General features: G+C 47.7%; 30 protein-coding genes and 1 rRNA gene. 30 read left to right on the top strand and 1 reads right to left on the bottom strand.

Annotated features, from left to right (window positions below; all coding sequences use genetic code 11):
* Positions 1 to 47 precede the first annotated feature (47 nt).
* From alr to AC6ESP_RS09805, 28 genes are all read left to right on the top strand, one after another.
* Positions 48 to 1232: an alanine racemase gene (gene alr / locus AC6ESP_RS09940; RefSeq protein ID WP_497096561.1), complete on the top strand. Its 1185-nt coding sequence runs from the start codon at positions 48 to 50 to the stop codon at positions 1230 to 1232.
* Positions 1233 to 1457: 225 nt separating this feature from the next.
* Entirely contained in the window at positions 1458 to 1739 is a 282-nt protein-coding gene (locus AC6ESP_RS09935) for a CopG family ribbon-helix-helix protein (RefSeq protein ID WP_497096560.1), read from the top strand.
* Between the two features lie 3 nt (positions 1740 to 1742).
* Positions 1743 to 2093 (top strand): type II toxin-antitoxin system PemK/MazF family toxin, encoded by a 351-nt coding sequence (locus AC6ESP_RS09930; RefSeq protein ID WP_028609438.1) that lies wholly within the window; start codon positions 1743 to 1745, stop codon positions 2091 to 2093.
* A 278-nt stretch (positions 2094 to 2371) separates the two neighbouring features.
* Positions 2372 to 3094 carry an SAF domain-containing protein gene (locus AC6ESP_RS09925; RefSeq protein WP_497096559.1) on the top strand — a complete coding sequence of 241 codons (723 nt, stop codon included), beginning with the start codon at positions 2372 to 2374 and terminating at the stop codon, positions 3092 to 3094.
* Positions 3091 to 3939, top strand: a complete 849-nt coding sequence (locus AC6ESP_RS09920; protein ID WP_497096558.1) for a CpaE/TadZ family protein — start codon at positions 3091 to 3093, stop codon at positions 3937 to 3939. Before AC6ESP_RS09925 ends, AC6ESP_RS09920 begins: the two co-directional genes overlap by 4 nt.
* Positions 3939 to 5306, top strand: coding sequence for an ATPase, T2SS/T4P/T4SS family (locus AC6ESP_RS09915; RefSeq protein ID WP_497096557.1), 1368 nt, complete (start codon positions 3939 to 3941; stop codon positions 5304 to 5306). Before AC6ESP_RS09920 ends, AC6ESP_RS09915 begins: the two co-directional genes overlap by 1 nt.
* Complete coding sequence (locus tag AC6ESP_RS09910) at positions 5299 to 6234, top strand: type II secretion system F family protein (protein WP_497096556.1); 936 nt, start codon at positions 5299 to 5301, stop codon at positions 6232 to 6234. The genes AC6ESP_RS09915 and AC6ESP_RS09910 overlap by 8 nt, the downstream gene beginning before the upstream one ends.
* A gap of 33 nt (positions 6235 to 6267) precedes the next feature.
* The gene (locus AC6ESP_RS09905; RefSeq protein WP_497096555.1) at positions 6268 to 7152 is read left to right on the top strand and encodes a hypothetical protein; all 885 of its coding nucleotides are present in this window, start codon (positions 6268 to 6270) and stop codon (positions 7150 to 7152) included.
* A gap of 29 nt (positions 7153 to 7181) precedes the next feature.
* The gene (locus AC6ESP_RS09900; protein WP_497096554.1) at positions 7182 to 7334 is read left to right on the top strand and encodes a hypothetical protein; all 153 of its coding nucleotides are present in this window, start codon (positions 7182 to 7184) and stop codon (positions 7332 to 7334) included.
* Between the two features lie 17 nt (positions 7335 to 7351).
* Entirely contained in the window at positions 7352 to 7498 is a 147-nt protein-coding gene (locus AC6ESP_RS09895; protein WP_497096553.1) for a hypothetical protein, read from the top strand.
* Positions 7495 to 7920, top strand: coding sequence for a hypothetical protein (locus tag AC6ESP_RS09890; RefSeq protein WP_497096552.1), 426 nt, complete (start codon positions 7495 to 7497; stop codon positions 7918 to 7920). Before AC6ESP_RS09895 ends, AC6ESP_RS09890 begins: the two co-directional genes overlap by 4 nt.
* A gap of 36 nt (positions 7921 to 7956) precedes the next feature.
* Positions 7957 to 8448 (top strand): hypothetical protein, encoded by a 492-nt coding sequence (locus tag AC6ESP_RS09885; protein WP_497096551.1) that lies wholly within the window; start codon positions 7957 to 7959, stop codon positions 8446 to 8448.
* 86 nt (positions 8449 to 8534) lie between these two features.
* Positions 8535 to 9758 (top strand): M24 family metallopeptidase, encoded by a 1224-nt coding sequence (locus tag AC6ESP_RS09880; protein ID WP_497096717.1) that lies wholly within the window; start codon positions 8535 to 8537, stop codon positions 9756 to 9758.
* 12 nt (positions 9759 to 9770) lie between these two features.
* A complete protein-coding gene (locus AC6ESP_RS09875) occupies positions 9771 to 10250 on the top strand; it encodes a PH domain-containing protein (RefSeq protein ID WP_497096550.1) in 480 nt (159 codons plus the stop codon).
* The gene (locus tag AC6ESP_RS09870) at positions 10243 to 11724 is read left to right on the top strand and encodes a PH domain-containing protein (RefSeq protein WP_497096549.1); all 1482 of its coding nucleotides are present in this window, start codon (positions 10243 to 10245) and stop codon (positions 11722 to 11724) included. The genes AC6ESP_RS09875 and AC6ESP_RS09870 overlap by 8 nt, the downstream gene beginning before the upstream one ends.
* A 133-nt stretch (positions 11725 to 11857) precedes the next feature.
* Positions 11858 to 12247: a GntR family transcriptional regulator gene (locus AC6ESP_RS09865; RefSeq protein ID WP_497096548.1), complete on the top strand. Its 390-nt coding sequence runs from the start codon at positions 11858 to 11860 to the stop codon at positions 12245 to 12247.
* Between the two features lie 14 nt (positions 12248 to 12261).
* Entirely contained in the window at positions 12262 to 13368 is a 1107-nt protein-coding gene (locus tag AC6ESP_RS09860; protein ID WP_497096547.1) for a DUF1648 domain-containing protein, read from the top strand.
* A 16-nt stretch (positions 13369 to 13384) separates the two neighbouring features.
* A complete protein-coding gene (locus AC6ESP_RS09855) occupies positions 13385 to 13582 on the top strand; it encodes a PLD nuclease N-terminal domain-containing protein (RefSeq protein WP_497096546.1) in 198 nt (65 codons plus the stop codon).
* Complete coding sequence (locus tag AC6ESP_RS09850) at positions 13582 to 14499, top strand: ABC transporter ATP-binding protein (RefSeq protein WP_497096545.1); 918 nt, start codon at positions 13582 to 13584, stop codon at positions 14497 to 14499. Before AC6ESP_RS09855 ends, AC6ESP_RS09850 begins: the two co-directional genes overlap by 1 nt.
* Positions 14496 to 15269 carry an ABC transporter permease gene (locus AC6ESP_RS09845; RefSeq protein WP_497096544.1) on the top strand — a complete coding sequence of 258 codons (774 nt, stop codon included), beginning with the start codon at positions 14496 to 14498 and terminating at the stop codon, positions 15267 to 15269. Before AC6ESP_RS09850 ends, AC6ESP_RS09845 begins: the two co-directional genes overlap by 4 nt.
* Before the next feature lie 85 nt (positions 15270 to 15354).
* Positions 15355 to 15735 (top strand): ATPase, encoded by a 381-nt coding sequence (locus AC6ESP_RS09840; RefSeq protein ID WP_497096543.1) that lies wholly within the window; start codon positions 15355 to 15357, stop codon positions 15733 to 15735.
* Between the two features lie 133 nt (positions 15736 to 15868).
* On the top strand, positions 15869 to 16156 hold the full coding sequence (gatC, locus tag AC6ESP_RS09835) for an Asp-tRNA(Asn)/Glu-tRNA(Gln) amidotransferase subunit GatC (protein ID WP_497096542.1): 288 nt from the start codon (positions 15869 to 15871) through the stop codon (positions 16154 to 16156).
* Positions 16157 to 16190: 34 nt separating this feature from the next.
* Entirely contained in the window at positions 16191 to 17657 is a 1467-nt protein-coding gene (gene gatA / locus AC6ESP_RS09830; protein WP_497096541.1) for an Asp-tRNA(Asn)/Glu-tRNA(Gln) amidotransferase subunit GatA, read from the top strand.
* Positions 17658 to 17660: 3 nt separating this feature from the next.
* Positions 17661 to 19100 (top strand): Asp-tRNA(Asn)/Glu-tRNA(Gln) amidotransferase subunit GatB, encoded by a 1440-nt coding sequence (gene gatB / locus AC6ESP_RS09825; protein ID WP_497096540.1) that lies wholly within the window; start codon positions 17661 to 17663, stop codon positions 19098 to 19100.
* 149 nt (positions 19101 to 19249) lie between these two features.
* Positions 19250 to 19957 carry an MgtC/SapB family protein gene (locus AC6ESP_RS09820; protein WP_497096539.1) on the top strand — a complete coding sequence of 236 codons (708 nt, stop codon included), beginning with the start codon at positions 19250 to 19252 and terminating at the stop codon, positions 19955 to 19957.
* Positions 19939 to 21819 carry a DUF4097 family beta strand repeat-containing protein gene (locus tag AC6ESP_RS09815; protein WP_497096538.1) on the top strand — a complete coding sequence of 627 codons (1881 nt, stop codon included), beginning with the start codon at positions 19939 to 19941 and terminating at the stop codon, positions 21817 to 21819. Before AC6ESP_RS09820 ends, AC6ESP_RS09815 begins: the two co-directional genes overlap by 19 nt.
* Positions 21820 to 21898: 79 nt before the next feature.
* Positions 21899 to 22348 (top strand): peroxide-responsive transcriptional repressor PerR, encoded by a 450-nt coding sequence (gene perR / locus AC6ESP_RS09810; RefSeq protein ID WP_497096537.1) that lies wholly within the window; start codon positions 21899 to 21901, stop codon positions 22346 to 22348.
* Positions 22349 to 22483: 135 nt separating this feature from the next.
* Positions 22484 to 24208 (top strand): glycosyl hydrolase family 18 protein, encoded by a 1725-nt coding sequence (locus AC6ESP_RS09805; protein WP_497096716.1) that lies wholly within the window; start codon positions 22484 to 22486, stop codon positions 24206 to 24208.
* 72 nt (positions 24209 to 24280) lie between these two features.
* Here the strand turns inward: AC6ESP_RS09805 and AC6ESP_RS09800 are convergent, their stop codons facing one another.
* On the bottom strand, positions 24281 to 24622 hold the full coding sequence (locus tag AC6ESP_RS09800; protein WP_497096715.1) for a YgzB family protein: 342 nt from the start codon (positions 24620 to 24622) through the stop codon (positions 24281 to 24283).
* A 205-nt stretch (positions 24623 to 24827) separates the two neighbouring features.
* On the opposite strand from AC6ESP_RS09800, the gene AC6ESP_RS09795 reads away from it, so the two are divergent.
* Together AC6ESP_RS09795 and AC6ESP_RS09790 are read left to right on the top strand one after the other, a co-directional pair.
* Positions 24828 to 25478, top strand: a complete 651-nt coding sequence (locus tag AC6ESP_RS09795; RefSeq protein WP_497096536.1) for a nucleotidyltransferase-like protein — start codon at positions 24828 to 24830, stop codon at positions 25476 to 25478.
* 448 nt (positions 25479 to 25926) lie between these two features.
* Positions 25927 to 26242 (top strand): 16S ribosomal RNA (locus AC6ESP_RS09790); the annotation flags it as partial.

Genomic DNA, 26242 nt, shown 5'->3' with positions numbered 1-26242 from the left:
TTGAGATGCTCGGATTGTAATGGCCGCCAGATGAGGAAGGTGAAGACTTGGATTCGTATTACCGCCCAACACGGGTAGAAATTTCTCTAGATGCACTGAACCGCAACCTGCGCGCTTTTCGCGGCGCTATGCCGGAAGGGGTTCGCCTAATGGCCACCGTGAAAGCCAATGCTTATGGGCATGGAGCCGTGGGAATCGCCCGTGAAGCAGAGCGGTTCGGTGTAGATTATTTAGGTGTTGCTTTTCTAGATGAAGCACTGCAGCTGCGTGAAGCGGGCATTAGAACGCCAATTCTGGTGCTCGGCTATGTTAGTGCGGATGCCCTTGCTATTGCTCGTGAGCATGATGTAACGATTGCGCTGTTCAGAGAGGATATTAGGCAAGCTGCGGCTTTGCTCCCTGCAAGACAGGACGGCAAGCTGCTGAAGGTGCATGTGAAGGTTGATACCGGTATGGGACGACTCGGGATTGTTGGCTATGAGGCTGCTATCTCCTTCTTAGAGAAAGCGCTGAATACAGCCCAGATTGAGGTAGAGGGACTATTTACCCATTACGCAAGAGCAGATGAAATGGACAAAGCTTATACGAAGCTTCAATATGAGCGGTTCAACGAAATCGCTCGTCATGTGAAGCAGCAACAATGGCCTATTCCGATCATTCATGCAGCTAATAGTGCAGCAGGAATGGATACGCCTGAATGGGGCGGCGATATGGTAAGGCTCGGTATTAGCATGTATGGCTTGTATCCTTCGGATGAAGTGAATCATGAACGGATTGATCTGGAGCCCGTTATGACACTTAAGACGGAAGTCGTCATGGTCAAGACAGCGCCTCCAGGCTGGGGAATTAGTTATGGTACACGTTATTTTACGCAAGGCGAGGAACGTATCGGCACACTGCCAATCGGTTATGCTGACGGTTTCAGTCGTATGCTGACAGGTAAAGCCAATGCTCTTGTAAGGGGAATTAAGGTTCCTGTTCTTGGTACGATATGCATGGATCAGTGTATGATCGCGCTTGATTCCGCATCTGCATCCGGCAGCCAGGTGATGGCTGGAGAAGAGGTTGTGCTCATCGGAAGGCAAGGGGACGAGATCATTACAGTGGATGAAGTCGCTGCGCAGCTAGGTACGATTAACTATGAGGTAACTTGTATGATGGCCGCCCGTACCCCCCGAGTATTTATCCGAGATGGCCAAATAATCGATGTAACCAATGCTATTTTGGAATAAAAGATCGTGCTGGAATAAATTACAAATGACATTTTTACGCAAAAGAAGAGGATTTTCACCAATTGGCTCGAATAATAACTTTAATTGGGAAGTCGGATATTTTGCGTACCCGCATGCAGCATAAATGATATACGCTCAACATAGATATGTTGAAGTATAGTGACGGCTTATTAATGTTATAATGTATACTAAAGGTTTTGGAAAAGTTTTGGGGGTGCTAGTTCGGTGGCCAATATGCAGAACACCAAGAGAATCATGATCAGCTTGCCGGATCATTTATTGGAGGAAGTCGACGGTATCGTCGCGAAGGAAAACTCCAATCGGAGTGAGTTTATTCGGCAAGCCATGAAGCTGTATCTTGTGGAAAGAAAAAAACGGCAAATCCGCGAGTCTATGCAGCGGGGGTATCTGGAGATGGCGAAGATCAACTTGAACATGGCCTCGGAAGCTTTTCAAGCGGAGGAAGAAGCCGATCATACGCTAGGCCGTCTCGTAAGCGGGGTGTAGAGCTTGATCGTAAAACGTGGAGATGTGTTTTTTGCAGATTTGTCGCCGGTCGTCGGATCGGAACAGGGCGGAGTCCGGCCAGTTCTTGTCATTCAGAATGATATTGGCAACCGCTTCAGTCCGACGGTCATTGTCGCGGCCATTACGGCGCAAATTCAGAAGGCCAAACTGCCCACCCACGTTGAAATGGACGCGGCGGCACATGGTTTCGACAGAGATTCTGTCGTTTTGTTGGAACAGATTCGGACGATTGATAAACAGCGTTTAACCGACAAAATCACTCATTTGGACGATGAAACGATGCGTAAAGTAGACGATGCACTGCTTATCAGCGTAGGATTAATTGATTTTTAACATCAAATGTGCAACTTGTTCATTGGTACGATCATGAGCCTCATTATTTGCCTGTGCGGAGACAGGCGATTAATGGGGTTTTTGTTGTTATAATTTAATTATGGCGCAATTCAAAAAAAGTATAGACAAATGAAAGGTGTATTTGCTATTATATGGGTAATTAGTTGATGGATTTCTATATATGAGAGTATTGCTATGCGAAGAACGCTAGTAGTTAAGCCTTAGGGCTGCTGCTGCGTTCTTTTTTTGTTGTCTAGCGGACTCGGGGAGGAGAGGCTATGAACAGAAGAAGGAATATGGTGATAAGCTTGGTGGCTGCTGTATTGTCAGCATTGTTGGTCTATGGCTTGTTCCAGCTTCAGAGGCTGCAGATGGAGCAGGAGGAGACGATTGCAGTCGTTGTGCCGAAGTATTTCATCGAACCTGGCAAGAGACTGGAAGCGGAGGATCTGGCTTATAAGCTAGTGCCGCGTCAGGGGTTTGTGGAGGGCATGATTCAGGATTTGAAGCAAGCAGAAGGGATGGAGGCCATTATTCCACTTGGGACGAATGAACCGATTCTGGATTGGAAGATCGACCGTTATCATCTGCTGCCGACAAATCTGGAGTCGACCTTCCAGATTCCTAGGGAGTATATTCGCTCAATATCTAATGGCATACGGGCAGGAGATAAAGTCGCTCTCTATTTGTCAGGAGATGTGGAACCTTCGATGCGAATATTCGAGGATGTTATAACAGTAGCTTCGGTCAAATCCTCCAGCAATGTAGAGATCGATAATATGCAGGATCCTAATCTATTGTCACTTGCTGAGGGAGATCGAGAGCGTATGTACGCCTCAAGGCGTGATGCGAACGGGATGATTGATTATATTAACTTGAACCTGACGGAAGAGCAGTGGCTTCAGATCGACAGCTATTGCAAAGGTGGAGTTCGTAAGCTCGTTATTGCATTCAGTCCAGAATCGCTTAACTTGGCGACCCAGGAGGAAGAGGCATCATGAACGAAGCAGCCTCACCATTAATCGCTTTTGTAGGTACGACACCTAACATCGGTACGACTTCAGCGGCTTTTGCGTTAGCTTATCGTATAGCAGAGGCAAGCGGCAGGCAAGTATGCTATTTATGCCTTCATCTCAAGAGCGCCAAGGTTCATCGTTATGTCGGCATTGATGAGCCTGCGATGACGCTAGATAAGCTTAGGCCAGAGCTGAAGTCTACCTCACTCACTATTGATAAACTGCTGAGAGCTGTTCACTCCGTAAAGGGAATGCCGAATCTGAATATTCTGTTCGGCAACATGGTAAGAGATCAAGCTGAGTTTTTCACTCCAGAGGAAGCAGAGCATCTAATTAGTGTTGCAGAGCAGACATTCCCCGTCGTCATTCTCGATGTTGGCGCGTATTGGGATAATGCTGCAACGGTCTGTGCGCTTAGGAGAGCGAGTACTCGCATAGTCGTAACGACAGATGCACTCACTCATTTTCAAGAGGACGGTAAGCGTTGGATTGGTCAAATCTCTCCGCTGTTCGGCGTTCCTTCTGATCAGTATGATACGGTTGTCATTTATTCGCCATGGAGCACTGGAGGGTATCGGATGAAAGAGATTTGTAAAGAGATGGGCACGACGAAGCTAGGAGAGCTTTGGTTATCCAATTCATTCTTCTCACAGCTGGATAGCGGTCGATATGGGCAATGGCTTCAGGAGGACCCGGCTGGGCAGCAAGCGATGCGGGAGACAGCTGAGCAGCTCATGGACAGACATGGTATTCGCCGTGCGATGTCGGTGAATAAGCTGCAGCCCTGGTATCGCAAGCTGCTTGCCCATCGCAATGGAGTTGGCTCCTGATGGTGGATACAAGCCGCTTCTCTCCTTCTGATTATTCTGCTCAGCTGCGCCTTGACACAGCAAGAGCTGGTGAGACGGATGAGAGATGGCTGACTACTGGCAGCGGTGCGGATTTCGGACGGTTAGCACAGGATATTAGAACCTTTTTGGCATCCCCACACGGTCTCACAGAAGAAGAAAGAAGACATTATAATGAGACGTTGAACCGGGCGGTACTCGGATTCGCATCGGAGCGCGAGCAGATTATGGCGATTATAACGGACCGCTTAATTCGGCTTCGTATCCATCAGCTGGACGGCTATAATCACCCTTATCAGTCATTGGCAGAAGCCTTGTTCGCGGAGGTAATTGGTCTGAATGTGCTGGAGCTCATTCTTAGATATAAGGAAGGGCTGGAGGAAATTCAAGTTGTGGGGACTCGTATTTATGAGGTGAGGAATGGTCAGGCTGCGGCATCCAAGCACGGCTTCGAGCATGAACGGGATGTCGAGCGAATTCAGCAAAACCTGGTGCTGTACAACAATGACCGCATTAACCCTCGTAAGCGGTGGGCGGAGGTCATGCTGCGGGATGGCTCCCGTGTGACGATGACAGGCTTCGGATTTACCTCTAAGCCAACGCTAACGATTCGATTCTTCACCGTTAGAAGCTTTAAGCTGCAGACGCTTTGCGAGCCTGCCTACGCTACGATGAATGACCGTATCATGCGGATGCTGCAGCAGGTGCTGCAAGCGCGATTTAATCTTGTTATTATCGGACCAACTAATTCGGGGAAGACGCATCTGATGAAGGCATTAATCGCTGAGCTTCCTGATGAGGAACGCATTATTACAATAGAAGGCCGCTTCGAGATGATGCTCGGTCGGGATTTCCCAAGCAAGAATACAGTTGAATATGAAACGGACGAGGATGATCCACAGCATCATGGCGTACAAGCCTTTAAGCTTGCTCTGCGTCAATCACCACAAAGAATTGTCCACGCTGAGATCCGCGATATGGATGCCAATATTTATGTGCGTGCCTGTACCCGTGGGCATTCAGGCAGTATGACGACGGTGCATGCTAATACACTTGAGGATGTGCCAGAGGCTATTACGGATATGTGTATGCAGGACGGGCGAAGCATGAGTCCAGAGCGGTTGATGAAGCGAATCGCACAGTATGTTACCCAGATTGGGATCGAGATGCGTAATAGGAATGGAAGAAGAGTTATTGTTCGAATAAGTGAAATTGGGTGGATGAATGACCAGGTGCTAGTTCGTGACTGGGCTGTATTCGATGAATCGACAGGGGAATGGCGGTACCCTAACTTACCTTCAGAGGCTGCTGCAATCCGTCTGAAGCAAGGAGAGTGCAGCATTGATTAATCTGTCGATCGTTGCAGGAATTATTTTATTGTTCTGCTTATTGTTTATAGGCTCGACAAGCCTGCTCTTTGCGTGGACGGATAGTCAGGAACGAAGGGGGAGACTTTCCTTTCGCAAGCAGGCAAGCTTAAGCTCACGATTGACAGAACGTCTGAGGCGTCTAGGCAGACTGTATCATCACTTATCAGATTTATTGGAGACGATGCAGCTGAAATGGACTCCTGCTGGACTAGTTGTCTGCTCGATTCTATTGCTGCTTGGCGGGATTACGGTTGGAGGGCTGTTCTTCCAGAGTGTCAAGGGTATTCTGTTACTTGGGCTGGTAGCATTCCTCATGCCATATGCTGCTCTGCGGACTATTCTTGTACAGCGGCAAATGCAGATGCAGATGGATTTTCTTCCATCCATCGAGCTGTTCTATCAATGTTATTTGGTCACGGGAGGAAGTCAGGTCAGAGTTGCTCTACAGCGTACGGTGGAGGAGCAGCGTCTTCTTGGACCGATGCAGTCTGTATTCGAGCAGCTGTACCGTAATCTATCCGTTCGGGGTGATGATGAAGCGAGTCTGCGTATTTTCTCTGCATCCTTAGGTCATGTATGGAGTGATTACTTCGCTAATATTATTAGAGTCGCTTTGGCGGAGGGTAACCCCGTTGCTGAGAGCTTGAGGGAGCTTCTGACGGATATGCGCAAGGCGAGGAGGGCTAATGAACAGGAGCGGAACAAGCTTCTTGAAATTCGTGTAGCGAACTTTACGCCGATTCTATTCCTAGCCATATTCATTGGTATTAATATGCATTACAACAAGAGTAACTCGTACCACTATTATATTGTTGATCCGCTGGGCAGAGATATGCTGCTGAATGCGGTCGTGCTTATCTTTGCTTCCTTTTTAATGGGATTATGGCTGTCTCGAAGAAAAATGTAATCTTAATTTTTTATAGGCTAAGGGGGAGCGGGTGTGGATCTCTGGATAGAGACGGTAATAAGGACGGGCTTGCTTATCGGACAATTCATATTCGGCTTCATCGGGGTAATTATGCTGCTCCTTCTGCTGCCACGCCGCAAGCCGAGGTGGCTTCATATATCGGCCATGCAGTGGCGGACCAAGCCGGTACCTGACCGATGGCTTCGTATTCTTCGATTGAACAGGCAGCATCCATCATTCAAAGAACGTGAGCTGCTTCTCGCAAGCTGTGGATTTACTGCAGATGCCGGTTGGTACGCAGCGGTTCGCAGATCATTGCTGCTGATGCTCATAAGCATAGTGATCATCCTGCTGCTGGTGCCGTTGCAGCAGGATGGGGGGATTTGGCTTATCTATGCTGTAGTGCTAGCTTCTTATGGGACGTTGTACTGGGATGTGCCATGGCTAAGATCCGTAGGGAAGCTTCGTGCTTATCGGATAACGAAGGAAATCTATATTATGAGCAATCAACTGCTATATTTGGCGCAATCCTCGCTTCACATTCATACGAAGCTGATGCGATGTGTTCCTTTTACACGTACATTGCGGGGAGACTTGGAACGGATGCTTGCGGAGTGGTACCACGACTCGGAACAAGCGCTCCGAAGGTTCAAGCAGCGAATAGGGACAGATGACGGTATGAGCTTCGTGGAGACGATTGATTCGTTAAGATTGCACGAGAGTGAGGCCTATTACGGCCTGCTGCGTGAACGAATTCAGGATTATAAGGATAAGCTGGAACTTGCCAAGGAGAGCCGCAAGGAATCTACCTCGTACTTTTTGTTTATTTTAGCTGGGGTACCCATTCTATACACCTTTCAAATATTCATATATCCATGGGTAATGGAGGGGCAGAAGCTATTCGACTCTTTAGGATAGGGATAATTGTAAGGAGAGGAGGTGATGGCATGCGCAATATACTAATGACTGTCATGATGCTTGTTGTCGTTATTTTGTTGTTCAACGGTATTATCGCTCAGGATTCTACGGGAACTAGCGACCGGATTGAGACACAAGGGAACGCGGCAAACACACGAATTGGACAGCTTCTTAGCAACTAATAGAAAGGGGATTGACCGTGAGAAGCTTGCTAATAACCGTACTGCTGCTCATTACGGTCGTTATTCTGTACAACAGCATTGCTGAAGGCGATGGCGGGATGAAGCAGCAGATTACTCGTTCCGGCGATGCCGTTGGCTCTTACGTAAGGCAGATGAGCCCATGAAAAATATACTTGTATTCGTCCTGTTCGCAGCGATATTATGCTGGCTGATGTTCTCTCCTATCTATAAGCATGTTCTGATTGTTCGGCAAGCCGTTCTTCAGCAGGAGGTTGATTATTTATTAGAGATAGGAGCGAGCGGCAGCTACGGATACATTGACGCTGCTATGCTGGAGCAATCTCGGCAAAGATTGAGTGGATTTGGCATGGAGCCAGATGCTGTTGCGTTCGAGATCACTACGGAGAGCGGATTGCCTGCTGGCAATCCATCAGCTCCCGTGCCTCGCGGTGTCGGAATGAAGATTACAGTCAGTTATCCTTATGAGAACTTGTTTCAGATCGACCGATTGATCGGCCTGGCTCCTCCGGCTCCGGATAAGCGGCTGCGGGCATTCGGAATGAAAATGAGTGAATATGTGCCATAAGCTTATATTAGATCATCACATAAGGAGAAACCGGGAATGTACAAGCTGACTCTGATTGTATTGATGATGACGATATGGATGTCTCTTCATGTGATGCAGACGGATGAGGAGCTGGCTATGAAGCTGCTCGTTCAGAGCAAGCATGCGCTCAATCGCGCGACACATGCTGCCGCCCAGCAGCTGGATTCTGCTGCTCTATCCGAAGGGATAATCCGTATTGATCCAGATGCAGCAGAGCGAGCAGCATGGGCCTATCTCAGCAGTAATCTGCTGCTGGACTCCGAGGGTAAGCCATTGCCTAACTCACCAGTACGGGAGCCGGTTGAGATGCTCGTATTTGAAGTTATTAATGAAGATGATATATTCCCTTATCACTACCGCAATGATGCTTATGAATATGAGGTAACGCTTCGTAAGCCTGGTGTCATTATGATCGCTAGGATCAAGTATCCGCGTGCTTTTCAGGTGCTCGAACCGATTGAATGGTACATAAGAGGAGTGTCGGAGCTTGTGCTTACTTTTGGATGAAGAGGGGGAGATAGTTGACGTGAGATCATATAATTGTTGTAATAAAAGGGGGTTATTTCTGGATTCGGGAGTTGGGCTTGCACATGATGATGATTAAACAAGAAGTTCCTACAGAGATTATTAGGGAACGAATAGAACGGCTTCAGACAACGATCAGTGGGACACAGACGGATGCCGTTCTCCTAACACAAAATGTAGATTTATATTATTTCACTGGCTCCATGCAGAATGGATATGCCTTCATACCTGCGGAAGGCGAGCCAGCTTTCTTCGTCAAACGGAGTGTGGAGCGGGCGAAGCTGGAGAGTGGGATACCGGTCTATGAATTAGGCGCTTTTCGCCAGCTTCGCCAGACGCTTGAGCGGCATTTCCCAGTGCTGTTCGCAGGTAACCGGAGCTCGAAGATCGCAGCTGACCTAGATGTCCTGCCTGCTCAAACCTACTTGAAGCTATCTGAGATAATTGGAGGAACGGCTGGGAATAGCCAGATTGTAGATGGCTCTGCTATGATTCGCAGCTTAAGGATGGTCAAATCTGATTGGGAGATTAGTCGGATCGAAGGGGCGGCAAGAGTAGTTGATGAGGCGCTTACTGAGGCACTGAATGATCTGCGTGAAGGAATCACAGAGGCTGCTTGGATGTCCCGTATTGAATATGAGCTGCGGCTGCGCGGCCATATCGGGTTGATGAGAATGCGCGGCTATAACCAAGAAATTACGACAGGAATGCTTATTTCGGGAGCTGCTGCGGCTATCCCTACCTATTTCGATGGCCCTGCAGGAGGACTAGGGCTGGGTGCAGCCTCTCCGCAAAGTGTCAGCAATCTCGTAATCAAACGTAATGAACCGATTCTTATTGATATCGGCTGTTGTATTGACGGCTATGTGATCGACCAGACACGGACCGCCGTTATAGGTGAGCTGCCTGAGCCGCTTGCTGCTGCTTATTCTGTATCTGAAGCGATTATACGCGAAGCGGAAGCTCATCTAGTTGCAGGAACACCATGCTCGCAGCTGTATGCGCAAGCGCTGAAGCATGCAGATTCAGCAGGTTTAGCTGCTCATTTCATGGGCTATGGGGCTGATCAAGCCAAGTTCCTTGGTCACGGGATTGGTCTGGAGATTGATGAATGGCCGGTGCTTGCCAAAGGATTCGATCTGCCCTTGGAGCCAGGTATGGTCATAGCTGTTGAACCGAAGTTTACATTCCCGAGTCAAGGTGTAGTCGGTATCGAGAATAGTTATTTGATTACGAATGAGGCGCCAAGACCACTTACGCGCACGATAGAGCAATTGATTGTTTTGCCATAAGGGGGCCAAGGAATGGATCGTCCGTTAACCAAAAGACTAGATCGAGATTACATTGTCGTATACAGGATAAGCTCACTAATTACGCATACCATAATATATTTGATCGTATTAGCCTATCTCATTATTGGTGAATCGAAGGGCTGGACCTTAACGCCAGGGTGGATTGCTCTTGCTGCTGCTACCTTGTCGGCATTACTGTTTGTGTGGTTAATTCCGAAGTGGAAGTATGAACGGTTCCAATATGAGCTGTTCGAGGAAGAATTAGAAATTCAATCTGGTTTTATTTTCATTAAGAATGTACTGGTCCCGATGGTGCGCGTACAGCATGTCGAGCTTGAGAGCGGGCCGCTCATGCGCAAATATGATCTTGCCAGCCTTGAAGTTGTGACTGCTGCGACAACTCACCGTATTAGCGGCTTGAAGCAGTTGCAGGCTCAGCAGCTGAAACGCCGTATTGGCCTGCTCGCGAAAGTGGATGATCAGGATGAATGAGCGCCGTAGGCTTCATCCGGTATATGTCTCGTTCGCGCTGCTGCAGACGGTGAAGGGTCTCATTCCCATATTGCTCATTACCCTGTTAAGAGGAGTTCATTGGTCAGAGCTGGGCTGGTATTGGTATGCTGGCATTACGGCAGGCGTAGCAGCGCTGCTTGCATATGGTTTCTTCGATTGGCATAGGTTTTCTTATGCGGTAGAGGAGGATCGAATCGTTATTCGGAGGGGCGTATTGTTCCTAGATGAGAAAACGATATATTTCGGCCGTATTCATTCGGTTAATGTGGAGCAGCCTTTTATCCCGCGCTTATTCGGAGTTGCCCAATTGAAGATCGAAACTCCAGGGGGGAATAAGAAGGCTGACGGCATACTTCCTGCAATGGCGGTTAAGGATGCTGAACAGCTGCGGAAGCTGCTGCTGCAAAGACGCGGAGCAAGTGCTCCCGAGGCTGATGTGGGGTCATCTGCAGAGCCGGAGCAGTCCGGTGTTGCTGCAAGAGCTGTTGTAGCGTCTGCCGTACCAGATAAGGAAGGACCGTCTATCAGACTAGGCGTAGGAGGTCTTATCCTTGCTGCTGCCACCTCCCTTAATTTTGGACTGGTAGCTGCTTTTGTTGCGGGACTTGTCTCATTCGCAGATGATGTAGTTAGACTGCTTGCTCCAGAGCATTTTTTGGAGAACCTCTATAATGAGTCTACAAGCATGCTGCCAGGGTACTTGGCTATCGTTATATTCGGGTTAGGCGCAGTAGTCATTGCATGGCTGCTATCCATCATCTTGTATGTGCTGAAATACAGTGGATTTGCAGTTCAGAAGGATGGCAAGCAAATAGCGGTATCTTATGGGCTTCTTGATAAGAAGACGTATGTTTTCGATCCGAAAAAGGTTCAGGCTGTCATCATTCAAGAAGGAATTGTCCGGCAGTGGATAGGGTATGCACAGCTTCAGCTTCAGGTTGTTTCCTCGGACAAAAAAGAACAGCTTATGCTGCATCCTTGTCTGCCAAGGAGGGAGCTCCAGCAGGTTATTCATGAATTCATTCCGCAGATGCAGATTGCAGAGGTGTGTGAGACTGCCCCGAGGCGGGCACTCCTCTACTATGTAAGAATAGAACTAATGATTACAATGATAGCTTGTGCAGTGTTAATCGGATTTTTTAATAAGGACGGGTTATGGTCGCTGCTGCTGCTGCCGATAGTGGCATGGTGGCGGTGGTCCTGCTACAAAGCTGCAGGAATGAAGCTAGAGAATGGACAGCTCACGCTGCGGGGGCGCAATCTAGCGAGGGTGACCTATCTTGTTCGCAGGCCGCAGATTGTTGCTATGAAGGTGAAGAGAACACGGGGACAGCAGCGTAAAGATCTGCGTACGATATCCGTTCATGTAATGGGCAGCGCACTGGATTATCGTGTAGCTTGCCTGGAGCGTGACGATGTGGAGCGAGTATGGAACTGGTATAGAAGGACATAGGCTTGGATGAACAAGGCAGCCCGAGGATATACAACCTCGACTGCCTTTTTTGGTGAATAACATTGCATTATTGTTTTATCTGTTATAGTATTAATATAACAGATAAAACAATAATGCAAAGAAGGTAGTTCATATGATCATTGAATTGGATTTACAGTCGGACATCCCAATCTATACACAGCTGATGGATCAGATTATTGAGGGCATAGCGAGTGGGAAGCTCCAGCCGGGGCAATCACTGCCTTCAGTGCGCAGCCTGGCTTCTGATATTGGCATTAATCTGCACACGGTCAACAAGGCCTATACGCTTCTTAAGCAGGACGGTTTTATCCAGGTTCATCGCAAGAAAGGTGTCATTGTGCAGAATGAACAGCTGCCTCAGGTTACCGATGCTTATCGTAACAAGCTTCAGCAGCAGCTTAGACCGATTATTGCAGAATCTATTTGTAGAGGCTTGCCTAAGGAAGAGATGCAGGACATCATTGCTCGTCTATATAACAGCATCAGACAAACAGAAGAATAAAGGAGTGGATTCGCATGTTGGAAATGATTGTTTTCTTAATGATCTGCTATATACCACTAAGCCTAATTAGCGTGATTTCACCTTTTTTAGCTAAAAAATCGATATTTTTTGGAGTAGCTATACCTGTATCACGCATACAGGATGAACGAATCTTAGCAACGAAAAGAAGCTATTTAACAATATCTGTAGCACTGTCGGTAGTAGGACTGCTGCTATTTATCGCTTTTCAACCGTGGTTGAATGAAGCACGCTTAATGGCTGCTATATTAACCGCTGTAGCTTTCAGTATTGTGATACACGGTGCGATGTATTTAGTGTTTTATACGTGGGTCAAGAGGATGAAGCAGGAGCAGGGCTGGCAGCATGAGCTGGCAGGTCCACAGAAGGTAAGCATTGATATCTCCTTTCATAGTCGCAAAAAAGTGTACTCGAATGCTTGGTTCCTTATCCACTTGGCGATTGTTATAGCTACTGCAGCTTATCTTGTGTCTATTTATGACTCCATCCCAGATGTGCTGGCTACCCATTATGACCTTCAAGGACATGCAGATGCCTTCTCCACCAAAAGCTTCATGACTGTATTTGATCTAACTTTCATGCAGCTGTTCATGATCGGATTGTTCATGCTCTGCAACTGGTTGACCGATAAATCCAAGCAGCAGACGGACCCGCTGCAGCCGGAGCGCTCTTTGGTGAATACGATTAAGTTTCGCAAGCTATCCTCACTCTTTTTGTTAGTGCTGGGCTTTCTGATTGTAAGCTTCTTCTCCGTATTGAAGGTCGGCAGTGTAACTGAGGCGAATGCCAGCTTCACAGGAGTCAGCGCCATCTCTTTCCTAGTTATCCTTATTGCTGTATGTACGTTCTTTATAGCGAGGATGATTAGTGTCAAAAGGACACCATACTCGGAAGAAACGACAATCCTTCCGATGGATGCGGATCAATATTGGAAGCTAGGCAGTATTTACTATAATCCAACAGATGCTGCACTATTTGTCGAGAAGCGACATGGTATCGGCTACACCATCAATATGGCGAGACCACTGAGCTGGGTTGTTATTCTCATTCCATTCGTGCTCATTGCGATTATTATTCTGCTCGTAGGGTACGCAAGCAAATGAAGGAGGAACACTGACTATGCAAGAATTACAATCCATAATTCCCTTTATTGCTCCTGTCCTAGTTGTACAGCTGATTCTAATGGTTACTGCTCTAATCGCTTGTGCAAAGGCTGATCGCATGAACGGGCCGAAGTGGCTATGGGTGCTAATTATTTTATTTGTCGGTATTATTGGGCCAGTCTTGTTCTTTGTTATCGGAAGGAGGAATGACTGATGACCCATCCATTACTGCAAGTTGATGAACTAAAAAAACAATTTGGTGGGGCGTCTGCGGTCGCGGGAATTAGCTTCTCAATAGAAGCTGGACGATGTACGGCTCTGCTAGGTCCGAATGGAGCAGGGAAAACGACGACCATTAGGATGTTAACCGGATTGCTGAAGCCGACCTCTGGCAGCTTGTCCTATAACGGAGTGAGACATAGAGAAAGCTCTCGCGAGCTGCTTGGTTATTTGCCGCAATCTCCTACCTTCCACGGCTGGATGACAGGTCGCGAATTTACCATCTATGCTGGCAGATTATGCGGGCTGAGCGGAGGAGATGCGAGACGTCAGGCGGATAATCTGTTAGAGAGGGTTGGTCTTGCCGCTGCTGCGGGACGCAGAATATCAGGGTATTCAGGTGGCATGAAGCAGCGTCTAGGTCTGGCGCAGGCACTTGTTCACAAACCGAAGCTCCTCATATTAGACGAGCCCGTCTCTGCGCTTGATCCACTCGGAAGAAGAGAGGTGCTGGAGCTGCTGCGGGATCTGAAGAAGGAGACGACGGTCTTATTCTCCACACATGTCCTGCATGACGCGGAGGAGCTGTGTGACGATGTGCTGATTATGCGGGACGGAACGATCGCGCTTCAGGGCTCTATCGAACAAATTCGTGAGGATTACCGCAAGCCTGTCATCACCTTGCACACGGAGCAGGATGAGCGTTCTCTCCTATGGCGCACTGGCTATGCAGGACAGCATGCACAGCAAGTTAAGCAAGTGGATAACGGCATACAAATTACCGTCGATGATATGGAACTAGCGAGGCAAGAGCTGCTGGCACAATTGGCGGCTGATCGAATTCCGGTTACGCGGCTTGAGTTCGGTTATTCCACGCTAGAGGAGCTGTTTATGAAGGTGGTGTCAGAATGAATGCATATATGGTGTTATGTCGCAAGGAGCTGCTCGAGCTTATTCGCAGCTATAAGCTTATATGGATGCCGCTCGTATTCCTATTGTTAGGAATAAGCCAGCCTGTCACCAGTTATTTTCTGCCGGATTTGTTGGCTGCAGCAGGAAGCCTACCTACCGGAAGTGTATTAGAGATTCCCCTGCCTGAAGGAAAAGAAGTGCTGGCTCAGACGCTGCAGCAGTTCGGAACCGTTGGCGCTTTAATAATAGCATTAGCATTCATGGGAATGGTATCCGGAGAGAGAAACTCTGGCGTTGCTTCTATGATTCTTGTGAAGCCTGTGCCTTACAACGCTTATATAGCTTCCAAATGGACAGCTATGCTGTTAATCGTGTGGGGATCCTTAGCGCTTGGTTACTGTGGAGCTTGGTATTATACGGCTTTGCTATTTGGAGAGGTAGATGCTTCAACCGCATGGAATGGCTTAATCATCTATGGGTTATGGCTGTCTCTTGTTGGCATCTTCACCATCGTCTTCAGTACCTGGCTGCGCAGTCCGGCCGCTGCGGCATTCAGCGCGCTGGGCGTAATCATGCTGCTGGCATTGACAGCATCCCTGCTCCCTAATGTATTGCCTTGGAGCCCGGGTCAGCTGTCAACTATATCCATCAATATCATCATGGCTGGAGACTACACAGGGCTTGGTGGAGTGGTTACAGCGGCTTTTATCACGATGGCCTTAAGTGCTGCGACCACCCTATATAGAATTAAAAGGATAGAGCTCTTATAAACTTGCACTCTCTATTGGACACCGCTATTATTTTTTAGTAGGATAATAGTAGTTAGTAGCGGCTGATAGACAGGAGTGAAGACACATGCTGAGCTTAGGGGCAAAGGTCGTCATAATCGCCGACCATTTCGAACAAAATCTCCCCATTGGGGAGTATGGTTATATAATTGCTTACGATCGCAATGCGGACAACGTATTCGATTATGTGCTGCGGGTTCCCGCCGCCAACCGGAATTATTTGATACCTGATGAGGATGTCGAGCTTGAGGAAGTGCTGATTCAGGAAGAGGTTGACAGAGTTGAGCGGGAGGCGCTTATCGATTATGCGCTATCGACTTATAATGAGGAATTGTTCAACTGGATTATGAAGGGCAAGGAAGAACCGGTAGAAGCAGAGCTCGTCAGCAATGATGTACAGACCAAGGAAGATTTCATAAGACAGGTCAACTTAAAGGCTTGGATTTAAGGGAATGCATGGCAGGGCCGATTCCGATCATTCGGGAGCGGCCCTTTCTGCCCTTAATAGACTTTGTCAAATTGCGATTCTGAGCTATAATGGGAAGAATGAATGAAGGTTGGAAAGGGAGGACGAAGCATCCATGAGCATTACACTAAAAGATGTAGAGCATGTTGCTAACCTAGCAAGGCTGGAGCTTTCTAATGAAGAAAAGGAACAATTTACTGGACAGCTTAACGCCATCTTGAAATATGCGGAGAAGCTGAATAGTCTGAATACGGATGATGTAGAGCCGACGAGCCATGTGCTGCCGATTACGAATGTCATGCGGGAAGATGTAACGCGCGAGTCGCTGCCTATTGAGAAAGTGCTGCTTAACGCGCCTGATGAAGAAGACGGTCACTTTAAAGTGCCGGCAGTATTAGAATAATATCAACTTAGGGTATTTGAAGGGAGGACTTGTGTTGTCACTGTTTGACTTACGCTTGCAGGATGTACATAACAAGCTGAATAGTAAAGAACTAACGGTATCTGAATTGGTAGATGCCTCTTATAATCGAATTGCGAAGACAGAGCCAGCGATTAAGGCCTTTATTTCGCTTAATGAAGACAACGCACGTGAGCAAGCTGCTGGAATGGACAAGCAGCTTCAGGAAGGTGCTGAGCGCGGACTATTGTTCGGCCTGCCAGCCGGCATTAAGGACAATATCGTAACGGAAGGTCTGCTCACAACTTGTGGAAGCCAATTCCTTAGCAATTTTAATCCCGTCTATAATGCGACTACTGTATCTAAGCTTCATGCAGCTCAATCGATTACGATTGGTAAGCTGAATATGGATGAGTTCGCAATGGGCGGCTCCAACGAGAACTCGAGCTTCTATCCGACTCGCAACCCATGGAATACGGAATATGTGCCAGGCGGCTCGAGCGGCGGTTCTGCTGCATCCGTTGCAGCTGGACAAGTGTATTTCTCACTTGGTTCCGATACGGGCGGTTCTATTCGTCAGCCAGCAGCTTACTGCGGTATCGTAGGGCTGAAGCCGACATACGGACTAGTATCTAGATACGGTCTCGTAGCTTTTGCATCTTCACTTGATCAGATCGGTCCATTGACTAAGAATGTTGAAGACTCCGCATACGTACTGCAAGCAATTGCAGGCTATGATGAGAAGGATTCCACATCAGCTAAGGTCGACGTTCCCGATTATGCGAGTGCGCTCACTGGTGATGTGAAAGGTTTGCGCATTGGCGTGCCGAAGGAGTATCTCGGCCAAGGTATTGATCCGCAAGTTAAAGAAGCAGTGTTGAATGCACTCAAAGTATATGAGAGCATGGGCGCGACGTGGGAAGAGGTTTCACTTCCGCATACAGAGTATGCGATTGCGACTTATTATTTGCTGGCATCCTCAGAGGCCTCCTCTAACCTGGCTCGATTTGACGGCGTTCGTTATGGCGTTCGTGCGGATAACCCGGACAACCTAATCGATCTGTATCGCAAATCCAGAAGCCAAGGCTTCGGCTCTGAAGTGAAACGCCGCATTATGCTAGGTACGTATGCCCTTAGCTCCGGCTACTACGATGCTTATTACCTGAAGGCACAGAAAGTACGCACACTGATTAAACAGGATTTCGATCAAGTATTTGAGAAATTTGATGTCATCGTAGGACCAACTGCACCTACTCCGGCCTTCAAGCTAGGGGAGCAAGTTGGCGATCCGCTTACGATGTATCTGAATGATATTTGTACCATCCCGGTCAGTCTTGCAGGCGTTCCTGCAATCAGCGTTCCATGCGGATCTTCGAACGGCTTGCCAATTGGTCTGCAAATCATCGGCAAAGCGTTCGATGAAGCGACGGTGCTGCGAGCGGCCCATGCGTTCGAGCAGCAAACCGAATATCACAAACAGCGTCCGCAGCTGGGAGAGGAATAAACCATGTCAGAATCGACTAAATACGAAACGGTAGTCGGGCTTGAGGTACACGTTGAGCTGCATACGAATAGTAAAATCTTCTGTGGCTGCTCAACGGCCTTCGGAGCTCCGGCGAATACTCATACTTGTCCTGTCTGCTTAGGTCATCCCGGCGTGCTGCCGGTGCTTAATAAGCAGGCTGTTGAATTTGCAATGAAAGCAGCAATGGCAATCAACTGCGAGATTGCTGACGTTAGTAAGTTCGACCGTAAGAACTATTTCTATCCGGATTCACCGAAAGCCTATCAAATTTCGCAATTCGACCAGCCGATCGGACAGAATGGCTGGATTGATATTGAAGTGAACGGTGTAACGAAGCGAATCGGCATCACGCGCCTTCATCTAGAAGAAGATGCAGGTAAGCTGACTCACGTAGATGGTGGCTTCGCCTCATTGGTTGACTTCAACCGTGTCGGCACACCGCTTGTTGAGATCGTATCGGAGCCGGATATTCGCACGCCAGAGGAAGCCAAGGCATATCTGGAGAAGCTTAAAGCGATTATGCTCTACTGTGAAGTTTCTGATGTCAAAATGGAGGAAGGCAGCCTTCGCTGTGATGCGAATATCAGTCTTCGTCCATATGGTCAAGAGAAGCTCGGTACACGTGCAGAGCTTAAGAACATGAACTCCTTCCGTGGTGTTCAGCGCGGACTAGAATATGAGCAGCTTCGTCAAGCAGAGGTTCTGAACAGTGGAGCGCTAGTGGTACAAGAGACTCGCCGCTGGGATGAAGCGCAAGGCAAGACGATTTCTATGCGGGGCAAGGAAGAATCGCATGACTATCGTTATTTCCCAGACCCGGATCTCGTTCGCCTTCACATTGACCAGGACTGGAAGGATCGTGTACAAGCATCTATCCCAGAGCTTCCGGATGCGCGTAAAGCTCGCTATACGAGTGAATATGATCTGCCATCATACGATGCAGAGGTTATTACCTCATCTAAGAAGCTGGCTGATCTATTCGAAGAGAGCTTGAGCTATACGAAGGACTCAAAAGCTGTATCCAACTGGATTATGGGTGATCTGCTCGGTTATCTGAATGCGAATAGCCTTGAGCTTGCTGATGTGAAAATTACAGGCCAAGGTCTTGGCGAGATGATTGGCTTGCTGGAAAAAGGAACGATCAGCAGTAAAATCGCCAAAACCGTGTTCAAAGCGATGCTGGAGTCAGGCAAGCGTCCACAGCAAATCGTTGAAGAGCAGGGTCTCGTTCAGATTAGTGATGAAGGTGCAATTCTGGCTATCGTTGATCAGATTATTGCAGCTAACCCGCAGTCTGTTGAAGATTTCAAAGCAGGCAAGGACAAAGCGATTGGTTTCCTCGTTGGCCAAATTATGAAAGAGACCAAGGGCAAGGCTAATCCAGCACTTGTGAACAAGCTTCTGCTTGAGCGTCTGAAATAAGCAACGATTGCCTTTGAAGGTGCACTGCTTGGTCTAACTATGACCAGCTGGGCACCTTTTTCGCATATATAGAAGAGATACATGCTTTGGGAATTCAGCTGCATATAATTATGATACAATGATGCTATTGAAGAAGGGTCGGGCTGCCTATGGGACATACACTTGCTAATCCTTGGTACATTAATGAATTGCATATTTCACTTAGGCTGCTGCTTGCTCTGCTGCTAGGAGGCCTTGTAGGCTTCGAACGGGAACAATCGAATCACGCAGCGGGATTCAGGACGAATATCCTGGTATGCGTAGGCTCTTGTCTGCTCATGCTTCTATCGATTTATGGCTTTGCAGATTTCGTCAACGAGCCGAACGTTCGGGTTGATCCAGCACGGCTTGCGGCTGCTGTTATTACTGGTGTTGGTTTTCTTGGAGCCGGGACGATTCTTTTCACAGGCAAATCAATAACGGGGCTAACAACGGCAGCCTCCTTATGGGTTGTCGCGGCTATTGGACTTGCAGTCGGAGCGGGGTTTTATTTTGCAGCCTCGGTATCCACCAGCATGGTTCTGATTACGCTATGGGCATTCAATAAGCTGGAGAAAAGATATATTAGGGCCAAGCGGGAGCATGCGCTTACCGTGCAGGCTGATGAGCATTCTACGATTGTGATGACGCTTAATGCATTGTTATCGGAACGGCATATCATTATTCGGAAAATAAAGCTCGAAGAAGATGAAGAAGTAAACGGCACTAAGCAGCTTATCCTTCATCTTTATGTGACCTTGCCAAAGGCCGAATCCTTGTTGGCTTTAATCGAGCAAATTAAGCATATGGAGGGCGTTCATTGGGTGAGCTCGGAATAAATCGGCCGAAAAGCCGAATTCTTACAGCAATATTCGCTTTTTTACTACCAGGGGCAGGACATTTGTACACGGGGCATTATCAGCGGGGATTAATGCTTATGGCTGGTCTATTGTTAGATGGGGCAGCCATCATCCGCTTGGCAGATGCGAACGGTGCTAGACATTTATTGTTCATCGTCTATCTCGGAATTGCATTGCCAGTGTTCTATTTCATAAGCGTATACGACGCTCTTCAGAGTACGGAACGAACGGCCGAAGAGTCATCCTCAGGGTTATCTGTTTCTAGCGGAATACTGATTATGGCTTCTGGTATGCTGCTGCTGCTCCTCATTAAGCCGCCTGCTGCACTTCTGCCATGGATGAATGAATTAGCGGATTTTGCCGTTGGTCCTATTTTGATGGCAGTAGCCATACTGCTGTTAATAGGACAGGTGAGGGGAGCGGACAACATGTTCAAGCTAGGCCGAATGACATCAGCAGTATTCATTATCGGTGTTGGCGGCTTGCTGCTCTGGGATCAGATCCAGGGCAGGAATGATATCGCCATTCTCGGTCAATGGTGGCCGGTCGTGTTCATATTGCTCGGTGCCGAAATCATTGCCTATAGTGTAATTGTACGCAATAAGAGAGGGAGCAAGCTTCTGCGTCTTGATTTTGCAGGTGGAATGATTGCGATCGTTATTGCGGCCTCTGCTTATGTCGTTACTCAATATGCCGAGCTGCCTTTCCGCTGGCTGGATCAATACGTCGATATTAATGGGGCTGCAGACTACGCCGAAGAAAAGGGCTATCATTATACAAAAGAACAAATAGTCGTTCCTCTCGAGGAGACGACCTCCGCCATGAAGATTACGAACCCGAATGGGCAAGTGGTCGTCCGTTCCACAGATGCGAATCAGATTACTATTAAGACAGAGGTATGGGTTGATGTTGACAGCCAAGAGGAAGCCGATCGCATTGCGGACAAGACCTATGCTGAGGCTAATACCGATGGCGACAAGCAATTAATCTCAGCGGTTGGCGAGCCTTATGGTACGAACGGAACGCGTAAGCCACGAATAAATATGATTATAACGATTCCGAAGCTGGCTATAGAACCGATCATAACAGATGAGACAAATGTGCAGGCTCCAGATGAACAGGGAGATGCTGAGGACGAAGGGGTCGAATCCAATGAGCCTCCAATCGCGACGGAATCGGATACTTCTACGGATTTAGAGATCGAGGAAAAGGAAATGATCCCTACTGCACCTCAGCTGTCCTTAACGATCGATGTAAGTAATGGTGCGATAGAGGCCAGCGGCTTGGTTGTTCCAGGAGGACTTGCACTTAAGGGCTCCAGCGGTGACATCATTGTTGAAGACATCGTTGGGCGGGTAGAGGTGAGAGGCAATAATGGCGGTATCACGGTTAACCAAATTACGGGAAGTGCGGATGTCTCCACGAAAAATGGTACAATTAAAGTATCCGATATTTCAGGGGATATGCTGGCCTCAACGATCAACGGAAGCTTAGAGCTCAATGAAGTGACTGGCAGCATCGAAGCCGAGACTAAGAATGGTAAAATACGGATCGTCGGCGCAGGCTCATCGGTTAACGCGGATACGTTAAATGGGGGTATCGAGCTGATCAGCCCGGTCGTCGGCGGTGATTGGGATGTAGATAGCTCAGTGGGCGAGATCAAGCTGCAAGTACCGGAGAATGGCGATTTCTCTGTCTATGGCTCTGTTACCTTCGGATCAATTACGACGGACCTTCCCCTATCTATTAGTAAAAAAACGATAAGAGGCAGTGTTGGTGAAGGAACGTACCGCATTCAGGTTAATGCGACGAATAGCATATTCATCGAGCGTTATGAATAAGCATTATGAGCGCTTTCATTGACAAAACATTTTAAATGAACGTACAATAGTTCTAACTACTCAGAAGGGCGTGAGGGGAATGGGAGCAGTCAGCGTTAACCAGGCACTGGAACAGTTAAAGATGAATGGCGTCCGTATGACCCCGCAACGTCACGCCATATTAGGCCACTTGATGAATTCCCTGTCTCATCCGACAGCTGACGAAATTTACAAGGCGCTGTTTCCTACTTTTCCAAGTATGAGCGTGGCGACCATATATAATAACTTAAGGTTATTCGTAGAAGCGGGTCTCGTTCGTGAATTAACTTATGGCGATGGATCAAGTCGGTTCGACGCCGATTTGTCAGATCATTATCATGCGATCTGCAAAGATTGCGGGCAAATTGTTGACTTTGATTATCCTCCCCTGCTTGAAGTGGAACGTGCAGCTTCGAGCAAGACAGGATTTGTTGTTGAAGGACATCGCATGGAAATCTATGGGGTGTGCTCCAGCTGTGTTGACAAGAAGCATGAAGCAAGCTTGAAGTAGTGTTCGTATGACGTGCGTGCAAGGATGCGGTAACTCGCGGATATGCACGCTTTTTTTTTAGACAACAACAATAATGGATAAGGCCTACCTATGCAGGGGCTTATCCTTCTATAGGAGTGTGAGAGATTGGAGACGATGTACACCCGGGCGCCGCGCCGCCGAAGAGGTGGTGGAGTAAGGAATGTGCTGTTGTTCTTCCTGTTTGTCGGCATGGTGCTTGGCGGATGGTTGTTCTATCTAAAATATATTCCTAATAATGACATAGTTGTCCCTTCATATGAGGTCCAGTATCCGATTACTGTAGATGGGAAAGTGATGGAGCAAGGCGCTGTTATCGAGAATGATGAAGTGAAGCTGCCGCTTACGGTATTGCAGCAGGTTCTTGGAGAGGACGGGCCTATCCATTATGAACAAGCCTCCGGCTCCATTGTACTGACCACGACGGACAAGGTGCTGCGGCTTAAGACGGATTCATTAACGGCTGTTGTTAATCAGCAGCCTTATGAGCTGCGCATCGGCGCAGAAGTGAAGGAAGATACCGTTTATATTCCTGTAACCCCTTTAGAGGAGCTATATGGTCTAAAAGCAGAATATAAGTCGGACTCGGGGATCGTTCTGCTGATGCAGGCAGGAGAAGCTATTCAATTGGCTGAAGCACAGCCTAGCAAAGGGGCAGCGATTCGCTCCGAGCCAACGATTCGTGCGCCAATTGTAGAGAAAGTCCCTCAAGGGGATACCATTCGTGTCTGGGGTGAGGAAGGCGGTTGGCTTCTTGTCCAGGGACCGCAGGGACAACCAGGCTATATGAGCAAAGCAAGCGGAACATTAACGAGTATAGAGAAGGTGCCAGAGCCCGAACGCGAGCCAGCTTTTGTCGCATGGAAGGTACTGGGCAAGAAGATTAATATGACATGGGAAGCGGTGTATGAGCGCAATCCTGATCCTACGGCAATCGGCAGCATGCAGGGTGTTAATGTAGTAAGCCCGACATGGTTTGAGCTGCAGGATGGCAAAGGGACTATAAAAGGCAAGGCTGACCCTGCTTATGTTCGCTGGGCTCAAAAGCAAGGCATGCAGGTGTGGGCGCTGTTCAGCAATGGATTCGACCCTGACCGGACAACGGAGGCACTCGGATCCGTGGATACACGGTTTTTGATGATCCAGCAGCTTCTCGCTTTTGCAGAGTTATATAATTTGCAGGGCATCAACATTGATTTTGAGAATGTAAGGACAGCCGACAAGGAGAATCTGGTTCAGTTCGTTAGAGAGCTTACTCCTCTTTTGCATGAGCAGGGGCTTGTCGTCTCCATTGATGTGACACCCAAGTCTAACAGCGAGCTGTGGTCCCTATTCCTGGACCGGGCTTCACTTGGTCGTATTGTCGACTATATGATGGTTATGGCTTACGATGAGCACTGGGCTTCCAGTCCGAAGGCAGGCTCGGTTGCATCACTGCCATGGGTTGAGAATTCCATTACTCGTATTCTTGAGGAGGATGGGGTTCCAGCAAGCAAGCTCATTCTAAGTATGCCGCTATATACCCGTATATGGACGGAGAAGACCGACGATAGTGGCGGGGTGAAGGTAACTTCTAAGGCGGTAGGGATGGACCGTGTGAAGGAAATTGTATCAAGCAAGAAGCTGACGGCTGAATTCGATGAGCAGACGGGGCAGAATTATGTAGAATATAAGGAAGACGGAGCTCTGAATCGCATTTGGATTGAGGATGATGTTTCGATCCAATCAAGGGTTGCGCTCGTACGCAAGTATGATCTTGCTGGTGTAGCTACTTGGCAAAGATCATTCCAGACACAAGCGATATGGAAGACGATTGATGAAGCATTGAACCTACGGCCATAATAATCCATCTACTTGATAAAATAGCAAGAAGCCCCCTGCTCGAACTCAAGCAGGGGGCTTCTTGTGTGATAATTACTCTGCCGGGGCGTGAGTAGCCTGCGCCGGATCTAGTGTTAGAATTGTTTTGCAATACATACAGCGATCCGTCTTGCCCAGCATTTTCGTTGGACGATTACATTCCGGACATTCGAGCATTGTTGCGCTAGTGGACATCATACCCGCCCAGAAATACACGACAACGCTGATTAACAACGAAATCATTCCGAGAACCATGAAGATAGCGGCGAATATTTTACCAGCTTGTCCCCACCAGATGATTCCTCCCGTTCCGAGAATCATAACTCCCATGCCAACCAAGGTAAATACAAGACCCCACAGACGAAACTCATTGATTTTAGCTGATTTGAAAAAGATCTTATTCACTTTCCCATTCCTCTCTGTAAAGATTTAACTTTATGAGAATAAGGCGGTTTTCTTATTCGTATAGCAGGAAACCGTACCTAGTTTGTCGAAAAAGGATAAACCGTAGCTATTATTATAGCTTAATTGGTATTGATTAGCTATAAATGTCTGGCCAATGTATTATAATTCGAAAGATAAATTCTGACTGTTTCAACCAGTGGCATCAGCTGGAGTGGACGAGAGTATTATCCAATGGATTATTCGGGGGGAGATTTTATTGGATCGCAGCAGTTACTTGTCTAATATGCGCGAACGTTTAATGTTATTTCCGGATGACATGAAAGAACAAAGACGTTTTTCTGAGTTTTCCGGTTTTTTGAACAGCTATCTGATGGCGAAGCATGATTTGGAGAATCATAATGTATTGGATGCAAATAGTCATATTCTCAAGGCTCTGCATCATTGGGCTCACATTGTTCTAATAGAAGAAGGCTACCAGCCTGAGCAAGCAGTATGGCGGCAGATCCGACTCGTTCATCCGGGCGTCTACAAACTTTATGAGGAGCTGGCAGCGAGTCCTGAGACTTTGGAACAGCGGGTTCAGCTTGTCATGCTTGCATGCGAATTTACGGTTATGAACAAAATGAAGGAGAGCTGCTCTCTTTTATTTCATATATTAAAAAGCCGGCAGGAGCCATGGAGTATCCGGGAGCTGCAAGAGCATCCTTCTATTGAGGTGCTTCAGTTGGATTTACTAGTGGTTGTTCAAAACCTAGTCAAGCGTTCCTACATTAGAGAAATTGCTGCAATACCGGCGAACGGGGATTCGGAAGCTATAGAGCTTCGCTATATGTCCATAGCGGTATAAGCTAAATGAGTAAGATATGGATGAAATGCCTGATCTGCGCATTGGTGCAGCAGGCATTTTTTCTTTCCTTCATCCTTATAACCTCGTCGGTAACTCGGTTTATAAGGGTAGTTCAGAATAAATTGCAGTGAGAATAAACTTTTTTGAAAATACGCTTGACTTAGAAATAGCCTCCGTGATATATTAACTCTCGCCGCTTTTGACGCAGGCATTGAAAGTTAAAAAGACGGATTGAAAAAAATGTCGAATAACTTAAAAATAATGCTTGCAATCACCTAGGCAACTATGATATATTATAAAAGTCGCCGCTGAGAAAAACGCCGGTTGACGAGAAACAAAATGAACGAGAAATTGTTCTTTGAAAACTGAACAACGAGCGAAACTGCCCCATAGATTCCACGGAATTTATGGAGAAGCAATAAACAAGTGATGAGCAAGTCGAACTACCTAAATGGAGAGTTTGATCCTGGCTCAGGACGAACGCTGGCGGCGTGCCTAATACATGCAAGTCGAGCGGACTTGATGGAGTGCTTGCACTCCTGATAGTTAGCGGCGGACGGGTGAGTAACACGTGGGTAACCTGCCCATAAGACTGGGATAACATTCGGAAACGAATGCTAATACCGGATACGCAATTTGGTCGCATGGCCGAATTGGGAAAGGCGGAGCAATCTGCCACTTATGGATGGACCTGCGGTGCATTAGCTAGTTGGTGGGGTAACGGCTCACCAAGGCGACGATGCATAGCCGACCTGAGAGGGTGA

It is taken from the genome of Paenibacillus xinjiangensis (assembly GCF_059686975.1).
Note: the sequence above shows the minus strand (reverse complement) of the source record. Positions and strands in the feature narration are given on the sequence as shown.

Coding starts and splice junctions, on each gene's coding strand:
- AC6ESP_RS09925 (WP_497096559.1), top strand. CDS start 2,372: ATGAACAGAAGAAGGAATATGGTGATAAGCTTGGTGGCTGCTGTATTG.
- AC6ESP_RS09920 (WP_497096558.1), top strand. CDS start 3,091: ATGAACGAAGCAGCCTCACCATTAATCGCTTTTGTAGGTACGACACCT.
- AC6ESP_RS09915 (WP_497096557.1), top strand. CDS start 3,939: ATGGTGGATACAAGCCGCTTCTCTCCTTCTGATTATTCTGCTCAGCTG.
- AC6ESP_RS09900 (WP_497096554.1), top strand. CDS start 7,182: ATGCGCAATATACTAATGACTGTCATGATGCTTGTTGTCGTTATTTTG.
- AC6ESP_RS09890 (WP_497096552.1), top strand. CDS start 7,495: ATGAAAAATATACTTGTATTCGTCCTGTTCGCAGCGATATTATGCTGG.
- AC6ESP_RS09885 (WP_497096551.1), top strand. CDS start 7,957: ATGTACAAGCTGACTCTGATTGTATTGATGATGACGATATGGATGTCT.
- AC6ESP_RS09880 (WP_497096717.1), top strand. CDS start 8,535: ATGATGATTAAACAAGAAGTTCCTACAGAGATTATTAGGGAACGAATA.
- AC6ESP_RS09875 (WP_497096550.1), top strand. CDS start 9,771: ATGGATCGTCCGTTAACCAAAAGACTAGATCGAGATTACATTGTCGTA.
- AC6ESP_RS09870 (WP_497096549.1), top strand. CDS start 10,243: ATGAATGAGCGCCGTAGGCTTCATCCGGTATATGTCTCGTTCGCGCTG.
- AC6ESP_RS09865 (WP_497096548.1), top strand. CDS start 11,858: ATGATCATTGAATTGGATTTACAGTCGGACATCCCAATCTATACACAG.
- AC6ESP_RS09860 (WP_497096547.1), top strand. CDS start 12,262: ATGTTGGAAATGATTGTTTTCTTAATGATCTGCTATATACCACTAAGC.
- AC6ESP_RS09855 (WP_497096546.1), top strand. CDS start 13,385: ATGCAAGAATTACAATCCATAATTCCCTTTATTGCTCCTGTCCTAGTT.
- AC6ESP_RS09850 (WP_497096545.1), top strand. CDS start 13,582: ATGACCCATCCATTACTGCAAGTTGATGAACTAAAAAAACAATTTGGT.
- AC6ESP_RS09845 (WP_497096544.1), top strand. CDS start 14,496: ATGAATGCATATATGGTGTTATGTCGCAAGGAGCTGCTCGAGCTTATT.
- AC6ESP_RS09840 (WP_497096543.1), top strand. CDS start 15,355: ATGCTGAGCTTAGGGGCAAAGGTCGTCATAATCGCCGACCATTTCGAA.
- gatC (WP_497096542.1), top strand. CDS start 15,869: ATGAGCATTACACTAAAAGATGTAGAGCATGTTGCTAACCTAGCAAGG.
- gatB (WP_497096540.1), top strand. CDS start 17,661: ATGTCAGAATCGACTAAATACGAAACGGTAGTCGGGCTTGAGGTACAC.
- AC6ESP_RS09820 (WP_497096539.1), top strand. CDS start 19,250: ATGGGACATACACTTGCTAATCCTTGGTACATTAATGAATTGCATATT.
- perR (WP_497096537.1), top strand. CDS start 21,899: ATGGGAGCAGTCAGCGTTAACCAGGCACTGGAACAGTTAAAGATGAAT.
- AC6ESP_RS09805 (WP_497096716.1), top strand. CDS start 22,484: ATGTACACCCGGGCGCCGCGCCGCCGAAGAGGTGGTGGAGTAAGGAAT.